At 38.7% G+C, this 9,415-nt stretch carries 8 protein-coding genes and 1 pseudogene; 5 read left to right on the top strand and 4 right to left on the bottom strand.

From position 1 onward, the window contains the following. Window positions 1-184: 184 nt before the first annotated feature. A complete protein-coding gene (locus FJR05_RS10345) occupies window positions 185-304 on the top strand; it encodes a photosystem I protein PsaX (RefSeq protein ID WP_168644023.1) in 120 nt (39 codons plus the stop codon). Between the two features lie 21 nt (window positions 305-325). On the opposite strand, the gene FJR05_RS10340 is transcribed toward FJR05_RS10345, so the two are convergent. Beyond that, complete coding sequence (locus FJR05_RS10340; protein WP_168644022.1) at window positions 326-1,195, bottom strand: branched-chain amino acid ABC transporter permease; 870 nt, start codon at window positions 1,193-1,195, stop codon at window positions 326-328. A gap of 366 nt (window positions 1,196-1,561) precedes the next feature. On the opposite strand from FJR05_RS10340, the gene hrmK reads away from it, so the two are divergent. Next, window positions 1,562-3,379 (top strand): hybrid histidine kinase/response regulator HrmK, encoded by a 1,818-nt coding sequence (gene hrmK, locus FJR05_RS10335; protein ID WP_168644021.1) that lies wholly within the window; start codon window positions 1,562-1,564, stop codon window positions 3,377-3,379. Between the two features lie 63 nt (window positions 3,380-3,442). Here the strand turns inward: hrmK and FJR05_RS10330 are convergent, their stop codons facing one another. The 3 genes from FJR05_RS10330 to acs all read right to left on the bottom strand — a co-directional run bounded on the left by FJR05_RS10330 (window position 3,443) and on the right by acs (window position 6,546). Beyond that, the gene (locus tag FJR05_RS10330; protein WP_168644020.1) at window positions 3,443-3,931 is read right to left on the bottom strand and encodes a DUF4365 domain-containing protein; all 489 of its coding nucleotides are present in this window, start codon (window positions 3,929-3,931) and stop codon (window positions 3,443-3,445) included. Window positions 3,932-3,935: 4 nt separating this feature from the next. Then, entirely contained in the window at window positions 3,936-4,421 is a 486-nt protein-coding gene (locus tag FJR05_RS10325; protein WP_168644019.1) for a DUF4365 domain-containing protein, read from the bottom strand. 154 nt (window positions 4,422-4,575) lie between these two features. Then, window positions 4,576-6,546, bottom strand: coding sequence for an acetate--CoA ligase (acs, locus tag FJR05_RS10320; RefSeq protein WP_168644018.1), 1,971 nt, complete (start codon window positions 6,544-6,546; stop codon window positions 4,576-4,578). Window positions 6,547-6,821: 275 nt separating this feature from the next. On the opposite strand from acs, the gene FJR05_RS10315 reads away from it, so the two are divergent. From FJR05_RS10315 to FJR05_RS10305, 3 genes and pseudogenes are all read left to right on the top strand, one after another. Further along, complete coding sequence (locus FJR05_RS10315; protein ID WP_168644017.1) at window positions 6,822-7,514, top strand: hypothetical protein; 693 nt, start codon at window positions 6,822-6,824, stop codon at window positions 7,512-7,514. A 66-nt stretch (window positions 7,515-7,580) separates the two neighbouring features. Then, window positions 7,581-8,015: a hypothetical protein gene (locus FJR05_RS10310; RefSeq protein ID WP_168644016.1), complete on the top strand. Its 435-nt coding sequence runs from the start codon at window positions 7,581-7,583 to the stop codon at window positions 8,013-8,015. A 417-nt stretch (window positions 8,016-8,432) separates the two neighbouring features. Beyond that, window positions 8,433-9,350: pseudogene (locus FJR05_RS10305) on the top strand (iron uptake porin); the annotation flags it as partial. Window positions 9,351-9,415 lie beyond the last annotated feature (65 nt).

Below are 9,415 nucleotides of genomic sequence, written 5' to 3'. Positions count from 1 at the left end.
GGGGAGTAGGGGAGCAGGGGAGCAGGGGTATAAATTTATTTACTTCTTTCTTTCTTTCTTTCTTTCTTTCTTTCTTTCTTCCTCCTGACTCCTGACTCCTTACAAAAATATTTTTAAAGAATTTGCAAAATTGGCGCGTGAGTTTGCTATTTCTTAAAAAGTCACTAAATTAGGAGAACCGCTTATGACTGCTAAGGGCAAACCCACTGCTAAACCTTCCTACGCTTTCCGGACTGGTTGGGCGTTATTACTTTTGGCTGTTAACTTTTTGGTAGCAGCTTACTACTTCCACATCATTGAATAGTTAGAAGTAGACTGGTGCTGTTTAAATCGTGCCTTTGAATAAACCTTTGGGGCGAATAAGCAGCACCAAAATCATGATTAAAAGGGCTACACCTTGCTTGTACTGTGAACCTAGCCAGGGGGTGCTAACTTCTTGGGCAATACCAATGATAAACGCTGCGGCGATCGCTCCGTAAGGATTGCCAATTCCCCCCAAAATCACTGAAGCAAACAAAGGTAAAATCAAAAACCAACCCATATTCGGACGCACTGCCGTAATTAGCCCGTACATACTGCCACCTAAAGAAGTGAATGTCCCAGCAATTACCCAAGTCCATAAAATTACTCTATCAACATTAATACCAGAGACTTTAGCTAAATCTAAATCATCAGCTACAGCCCGCATTGCTTTACCGATTTTGGTATTTTGCAGCAAGTAGTGTAGGGATAAAATTGCCAGAATCGCTAATCCCAGCACCAATAACTGATTTTGCGGTATTTTTAAAGTCCCCAATTCTAAAGCCGGAATCACGGGTAAATTATAATTTTGGTTTTTACCACCCCAGAGAAAAATAATCCCATTGCGGAGGAATAAGGCCAGACCGATAGAGATAATAATCAGAGTTGTCGAACTAGCACGGATAGACCGCATTTTTGACCATAGTAATTTCTCCGCTAGTAACATTCCCCCCACAGTTCCCACGATAGCCACAATCATTGATAACCAAATATTTAGACCCATAGCATTGACCATAAGAGTCAAATAAGCGCCTAATGTGAGAAAATCACCGTGAGCAAAATTAGACAACCGCAAAATCCCATAGGTTAAGGTTAGTCCTACTGCTGCTAAGGCGATAATACTACCGACAGCAATACCGTTAATAATCAATTGAGCAAATTGTGTAATATCCATAAATATGAAGTTACCGTAAAATTATTGTAAATTTTTGCAGTTGTTATTCACTGAAGCAACTCTCCCGGAACTTAAGTTCCGATCTAAAAGCTAAAGTGCGTTAAAACGCACTCTGGTTAACTCAAAATCAAAAATTATCCTAGTTTATGCCAAAGTAGTCGGTTTTAACCGACTTTAGCTTTTAGACAGGGAATTTATTCCCTGGCTGACTCCTGACTCCTAACTGGTCACTGAGCCTGTCGAAGTGCTGACTCCTTCTCCAAGGGTTACATAAAAAAAGCATTCGTAGGTTAATATACATAAGTACTGTTTACATTTTTATTTGTGAGCAGGATTAGGATGTTTTCTTCAGCGGTCTAGTTGACCATGCAGCAATTTTCAAGTTTACCAGAACGAAACTCACAAATAGATGGAAACCTCCGGCTGACACCAATTGAACATCTGCGGTATCAGTTTTGGCTGGAAAACAGCTTAAATCAGTTGCAAATTCGTCTTCAGGATTATCTAATTTCTGTGGCTACTAAGACTGCATTAGGAATGGCGACAGAAGCAGAAATTTGTCAAATCGTTGTTAATGAACTTCACAAAGCGTTAAGTGATAGTTTAATTGCGTTTACTCAGTGTATTGTAGGTATTGCCCTATTTGAACCACAGCAAATAGTTGGTCGAATCTCTTATATTTCCCATTTATCATCATTAAATCCCAATTTCGAGCTAATATCCCCAACTGAGAAAAAGCCATTTTTGAGACTGCATAAATCTATCAATTTACAAGATGTAGAGGAAATGGAAACTCAAAAATACCAAAGTGCTTGGTATTTATTTGAGAATACTCAAGGAATAAAAGCGTGGTTAATCATCAGCACCAGCAATTTTGTACCCGATTGCAAATTACTGAAAGATATTTTTTTCCCTCTAAAGTTAAAACTAATCACAAAGACTGTGGAAAAGTGTCGCACAGCCTTAACGCAACTTGTACAAATACAATCTTCTCAAAAGTATTACCAGGATTTAGCTAATTTTAATCAAGAACTCGAACGGACTAATCAACTTAAAAATCAGTTTTTGGCAAATACCAGTCATGAAATCCGCACTCCCCTCAGTTCAATTATTGGTTTTACCCATTTGCTATTAGCACAGGGTTATGAACCAGAGAAAGCCCGTCATCAAGAATATTTACGGATTATTCAATCTAGTGGTAAGCATTTATTAGGATTAATTAATGATATTTTGGATCTCTCGAAAATTGAAGCCAATCAGCTAGAAGTACAATGGGAAGTAGTTGATATTTCTACTTTGTGTCGGAATATTTTAGCTTTGGTAAAAGAGAAAGCTGCTAATAAAGGTTTAACATTGCGTTTAGAAATTGCACCGGGGATTCAAAATATTATCGCTGATCCTTTGCGACTTAAACAAATGTTATTGAATTTACTTTTCAATGCGATTAAATTTACAATGAAAGGTAGTGTCGGCTTACAGATTTCTAGTCAGGATGGATTTTTGCGGTTTACAGTTTGGGATACTGGTACAGGTATTTCTTGTGAAGATCAATCTCGATTATTTAAACCCTATAGTCAAGTGGTTAATCCCGCAGCCGGTCGTCAAGAAGGTACGGGTTTGGGGTTGGTAGTGACTCAAAAATTAGCAGAAATTCATGGTGGTTATTTAGAGTTAGAATCTGTATTTGATCAAGGTTCTCGTTTTAGTGTTTTACTTCCTCTGAAACCAACGGGAGGAGTTTTAGCAGCTATAGAAACAACAGCAGAACTCGATTTAGAGGTGGTTATTCATCCTGGTGATGATGAGATGACTTCCTCGCCGGTAATTTTGCTGGTGGAAGATGATTTACCCAATGGGGAATTAATGGGAATTTATTTAAGAAGATTAGGATATCAGGTTAATTGGGTGAAGAATGGGGCAAAAATGTGGAATAGTCTCGCAGAAACAGAACCAGCAGTAATTTTGATGGATGTGAGTTTACCTGATGCTAATGGTTTAAATTTGGTCCAGCAATTACGAGAAACCCCAAAATATCAGCATATACCGATTATTGCTCAAACAGCTATGGCTATGAAGGGCGATCGGGAAAGTTGTTTTGCGGCTGGTGTCAATGAGTATATTTCTAAACCAATAGATTTAAAACTTTTAGCCAGTCTGGTGGCTAAGTATAGCAAGTCTAAATGAGTTATGAACAACAAGATCCCCGACTTCTTAAAGAAGTCGGGGATCTGACTTGAATGAGCGATCTTATACTGATACTAAATTATTTTTATGGTCATACCAACTGTTAATCATTGCGATAATATTATCTATTTCTTGATCATTCAGATTTTTTAATTCCTCATCTTCATTAAATTTCAAGCTCATATTATTTCCCTCATTAATAATAGGTTCTAAAATCCATCTATAATATCCTTTATCATTATCTAGAGTAAAGAAAAATAAGCAAACTGGAAATGGTAAATCTCTGAAAACTTTCAAATTGTTATATTCTTGATTTTTTAGCCTAAAAATATCATCATCCTGAATTAATTCAGAACTAGAAACTGTGGCTTTCACTTGTACACCAAAAATTCTCCCAGTGTAATTACCATCTTTGGTGATTGTAACTGAAAAATCTAAACCTCCTTGTCCTTGTTTTTGTTGAGAAACAATTAAATCATCACGACGAGTTAAGTACACAACTGTCAAAGCTTCTGAACGTAAACCAATGTACCAAGGTTGTTCTGTTTGCATTGTTTTATCTCCACTGTTGATCAGAAAATTGCGAAACTAAATTTTTCGAGTTGTATTGACTCCAAAAATTATTTACTTCGTGCCAAAGAATTTCTCTATTTTGTTTATTAAGAGGAAAATTAGTAGATAGACTTGAGAGAGATTTTAAATTTTCACCATTAGCCGAAACTAAATAACCAACTTCTTGAATTTCATCAATTCCAACTATATAAGTTGGTGCTGGATAAGATGCTATACCTACTACAGATTCTTCTTTTACTTTCACCTTAAGACGATTATCTTTTCTAGTATAACCTTGCCTAGTAGTTTTGACTTGTACAAAGAAATAGGGAACATAAGAAACAGCACCTACTAACTCCACAATAAAATCAACATACTGCCATTTATCTCCTAAAAACTGCGGCTTAAAGATAGAACCAGCATCAGAGTGAAATTTAGTGATTAAAACTTCAAATATCCTCTCACCTCTTTGTCCTAGTGCATCTCTCATCTTCTTATATATACCCCTATCATAATTCAAGATATAATTTCCTTCCCATAATCTAGGATAGGCAATTTTGCCCACCCCAGATTACTTTGCGCCTTTGCTTCTTAGCGCCTACCCTGCGGGATCTCTAAGAGAGATTGCGCGAAACTAACCTAAATTAATTCCCTTCCCGCAACTTATCCAAAACACTGCGATCCTCCAAAGTGGAAGTATCCCCTGACACCTCCTGCCCTGATGCCAAATTCCGCAACAAACGGCGCATAATCTTCCCAGAACGGGTTTTTGGCAAAGCATCAGTAAACCTGATTTCACCAGGACGAGCGATCGCCCCAATCTCATTGACAACGTGCTTCTTCAGTTCCTTACTCAACTCCTCACTGGCTTGATAAGTCCCCTCCAAAGTCACAAAAGCTACAACTTCCTCACCCTTCAAATCATCTGGTTTACCCACCACAGCCGCCTCAGCTACCGCCGGATGAGACACCAGCGCAGATTCTACTTCCATCGTCCCTAAGCGGTGTCCAGACACATTCAGGACATCATCCACGCGCCCCATGACCCAGAAATAGCCATCCTCATCCTTTCTCGCCCCATCGCCAGCAAAATACGTATATTTACCATCTGCGGGCGGAATATGTTCCCAGTAGGTGCGGCGGAAACGATCAGGATCACCGTACACAGTCCGCATCATTCCCGGCCAAGGATGACGAATGGCTAAATAACCACCTTCGTTATCAGGGACAGAATTCCCTTCTAAATCCACCACATCCGCAATAATACCGGGGAAGGGGAGAGTAGCTGAACCAGGCTTAGTCGCAATTGCCCCAGGTAACGGTGTAATCATAATGCCACCAGTTTCCGTTTGCCACCAAGTATCCACAATCGGACAACGTTCACCACCGATGATTTTGTGATACCACATCCAAGCTTCGGGGTTAATAGGTTCACCCACACTTCCCAGTAATCGCAGAGAAGAAAGATTACGTTTGTTAGGATGGTGTTCACCCATTTTGATAAAGGCGCGAATTGCCGTTGGTGCAGTATAAAAAATATTAACGCCATATTTCTCAATCACATCCCAGAAACAGCCAGGATTAGAAGCACGGGGCGCACCTTCGTACATTAGAGTAGTTGCCCCATTGGAAAGTGGTCCATAAACAATGTAGCTATGTCCAGTAATCCAACCTACATCAGCAGTACACCAATATACATCAGTATCTTTGAGATCAAAAATCCATTTCGTGGTAATATGGCTGTATAAGTTATAACCGCCAGTGGTATGGACAACCCCCTTCGGTTTGCCTGTACTACCAGAAGTGTAGAGAACAAACAGCATATCTTCACTGTCCATAGGTTCAGCGGGACAATCAGCAGAAACGCCTTTTTGTAAATCGTGCCACCAATGATCACGCCCTGCTGCCATGTGAGTTGTTTGATTTGTGCGCTTGACAACTAACACATCTGTAATACTGGGAACGGCATTATTTTCTAAAGCTTTGTCTACCTGTTCTTTCAGGGGGACAATGGCATCTTTACGCCAACCACCATCGGCTGTGATCACTAACTTAGCTTCGGCATCATTCAAGCGATCGCGCAAAGCTTCAGCACTAAAACCACCAAATACCACACTATGAGGTGCGCCAATTCTCGCACAGGCTAACATGGCAATAGCAGCTTCGGGAATCATCGGCATATAAATACCAATGCGATCGCCCTTTTTTGCCCCCAACTGCTTTAACACATTCGCAAACTGGCATACTTCCCGATGCAATTGAGCATAAGTCAGCGTCCGTGAATCTCCCGGTTCACCTTCCCAAATCAACGCCGCCTTATTTTTTCGCCAAGTAGTGAGATGTCTGTCAAGACAATTGTAAGAAATATTTATCTTCCCATTCACAAACCACTTAGCAAAAGGCGGTTGCCAATCTAGCACCGTGTCCCATTTTTGAAACCAATGCAACTCAGTTTCTGCCAATTCTGCCCAAAATTGCTGAGGATCGGCTTTGGCTTTGTCGTAAAGATACTGATAATCTGCTAAACTTTTAATCTGGGCATTTTCTGAAAAATCACTGGTAGGCGGAAAAAGCCGCTTTTCCTGTAAAATGGATTCTATAGTTGGTTGAGACATAATATAATGATGGATGCAAACGATATTGTGACTGAAAACTATTTTTAACGAAGTTGTGCCAAAAAACTTGAGATTTTCATAAAGTTGCGTCAAGTGTAAAGATTATTTACTGATATGCTAATCTAGTTCTCCACCAATACGACAATTAATTAACGCTGAATCGTTCAGTACGCCGTAAGATAAAATAATGATAATGTTTTTAACAACCTTATTTACTGATTTAGTAGGATATAAATCCTTAAATGCCATGTTAGTGTTTTACAATAGGGTATAGTTTGGAAGCCAAGGAAATTAAAGATAGACTCAATTTATTAATCGAGCAAGCCGCTGAAATAGATCCAAATCTCACAACAAAATTAAGAGATATTAACCGTTGGATTAAACATATCAAGCTTGGTTCGCTGATATCCAAACCCATCGTTGTTGCCTTTTTATTAGAAGTAATTACGGACTCTAAGGTTTGGTTAGCAATTAAGTCTTTACCTTCAGAAGAAGATAAAAGATTACAGTTTGAGCAAATGACCGCCAATGAAAGGTATTGGTACGGTTATCTGTTCCCTAAGTGGATTAATGCCACAGACACCAAATTTTATATTTGGAAGAAAAAAATGATGGCGGGTGAGTTTAATCAAGCTGATAGTGATATCATTAAATATATAGCCCAGGATGTTGTTCATCGGGAAGGTGATTTTTGGCGGCGTTATATAGCTGACCTTTCTATGGCAACAGACCTGATTGTTAGCAATCATCAAAATAAACCACTCTGTATTCAAATTACCAGTGTCAGTGAAGAATTTCATAACACCAAGTATCAAAAGTGGCAAAATTCACTGCAATTGTGGGAAATAGAACGAGGCTTATTCTTAAGTTACAATCCCCAAGACCATGATTTTATCCATCAGTTAGTCAATGTTGCCCTGTATAACAGTGATCATCTTGCGGAAGGGAAGTATATGAATTTTTCCTGATTCCCCCATATTGAAATCGAAATCTGTGTCCTAGCTAACATCATTAATCCGCTGAAAACACCATCTATGGTTAACCAACAACAGACTAATAATAGCGCTCAACTCGAAAACCTGACGGAAGCGTTAGCAGCAGCCCGGAATATGCAGCAAGATTGGTTAAATTATGGACTAAATTTTGTTCATATTTATGTAGAAGATGTGGAGGGTGATTGGCTAGAAACCTGGGGTGATGATGAAATATCCAACCCTTTATTTGATACTATTAAAGACTTTTTAGTTAGTGATGATGATGTAGCCATCAAAATTAGAAAGTATGTAGGAGACACATCCTTGTTTGATTTAGCAGTAGATTTAGAAGAAGGCTTGAGAATTTCTAGAGATAATGAGAAAACATCGGCTGTAAAAGATATATTAGCAAGTGATATTGATCTTGATATTGATGATCTGGAATTATTGGATTTAGCGAATGATTTTGTAGATAAGTGTTATTGCAGGAGTTAGGACTCAGGACTCAGGAGTTAGTAGTGAAAGTAAGAGTTATGTATGCCTTTTGACCTAATTTTTCTCCCTGATTCAAGCGCATAACAGTATAGTTTTAAGCTATTACTTCTAAATTAACCTGGTGGAGACGTTTCATAAAACGTTTCCAGATTATTCTATCTATATATAATTTGATGATATCACTCACCCAAAACGGATATAAATTTTAATCATCAATTTTTAACCAAAATATAATTTACTACCCTTTGTTGCTATAATAACGATTGCTGGATCAGTAAATTAAACTAGATACAACAAGTCATCAGAAACACAAATCTTATCCATTGATTAATAGTTATACATAATCAGGTTCGAGAATAGTTCCTGAAATATCACTATTGATTCTCAATTTTTATACCCAATCTGTGAGGAGTTTTCGTGAAAATAAAAATAGCCAGTGCTTGCGGTATAGGTGTACTGTATTTATTCGCTGGGATATTACCCGCACAAGCGATAGATGAGAATCCCCAAAATTTAGGTCAAAATACTCAACCTGTCAACTCTCCTGAAATTACCAGTGATCAAAAAGTTACCCCTTCAACAACTCAGGTTCAGAAACAGACAGATTCATCAATAGACCAAGTAACATCTGTATCTCAACTTTCCGACGTTCAGCCTAAAGACTGGGCTTTTTCGGCATTACAATCTCTAGTGGAGCGATATGGTTGTATTGCAGGATATCCTAATGGCACATTTCGCGGCAATCGGGCTTTAAGTCGCTATGAATTTGCTGCTGGCTTAAATGCTTGTTTAGATCGAGTTAACGAGCTAATTGCCACTGCGACTGCTGATTTACCATCAAAGCAAGATATAATGACCTTGCAAAAACTGCAAGCAGACTTTTCTACCGAATTGGCGACATTACGGGGAAGAGTAGATGTAGTAGAAGCACGGACAACAGAGTTAGAAAAAGATAAATTTTCCACAACCACTAAATTAAGTGGAGAGGCGATTATTGCCGCTATTGGTGCTAGAGGTGGTTCTCCTAGTCAAGATGATCCAAAGATAGTTTTAAACAACCGAGTTCGCTTAAATCTCACCACCAGCTTTACAGGTAAAGACATACTGATTACTGGATTACAAGCGCATAATTTCTTAGGTGGTGTCAGTGGTGATGGTAGTGTCCAAAATGGTTTAGGATTATCTTCATCTATTTTGAGTGCTAGTAGCGCTCGGACTGGCTTTGAACCCCAATTTCCCGGAGTTGACCCCAAAACTTTATCACCTATTGGTGCAAACTCTGTTCAGCTTTACAAACTGCTGTATATCTTCCCTGTTGCTAGTGTGTTAATTTTGACAGGAAAACCAGGGATTTCCTTCATGCAGAAAGTATGATAGAAAAAAGGATACCTGAAAGCTCA

Origin of the sequence: Dolichospermum sp. UHCC 0259, from assembly GCF_009711935.1 — a bacterium.
In the GTDB taxonomy this organism is placed as follows: Bacteria; Cyanobacteriota; Cyanobacteriia; order Cyanobacteriales; family Nostocaceae; genus Dolichospermum.
This window is presented reverse-complemented; position numbering and strand designations above follow the sequence as displayed.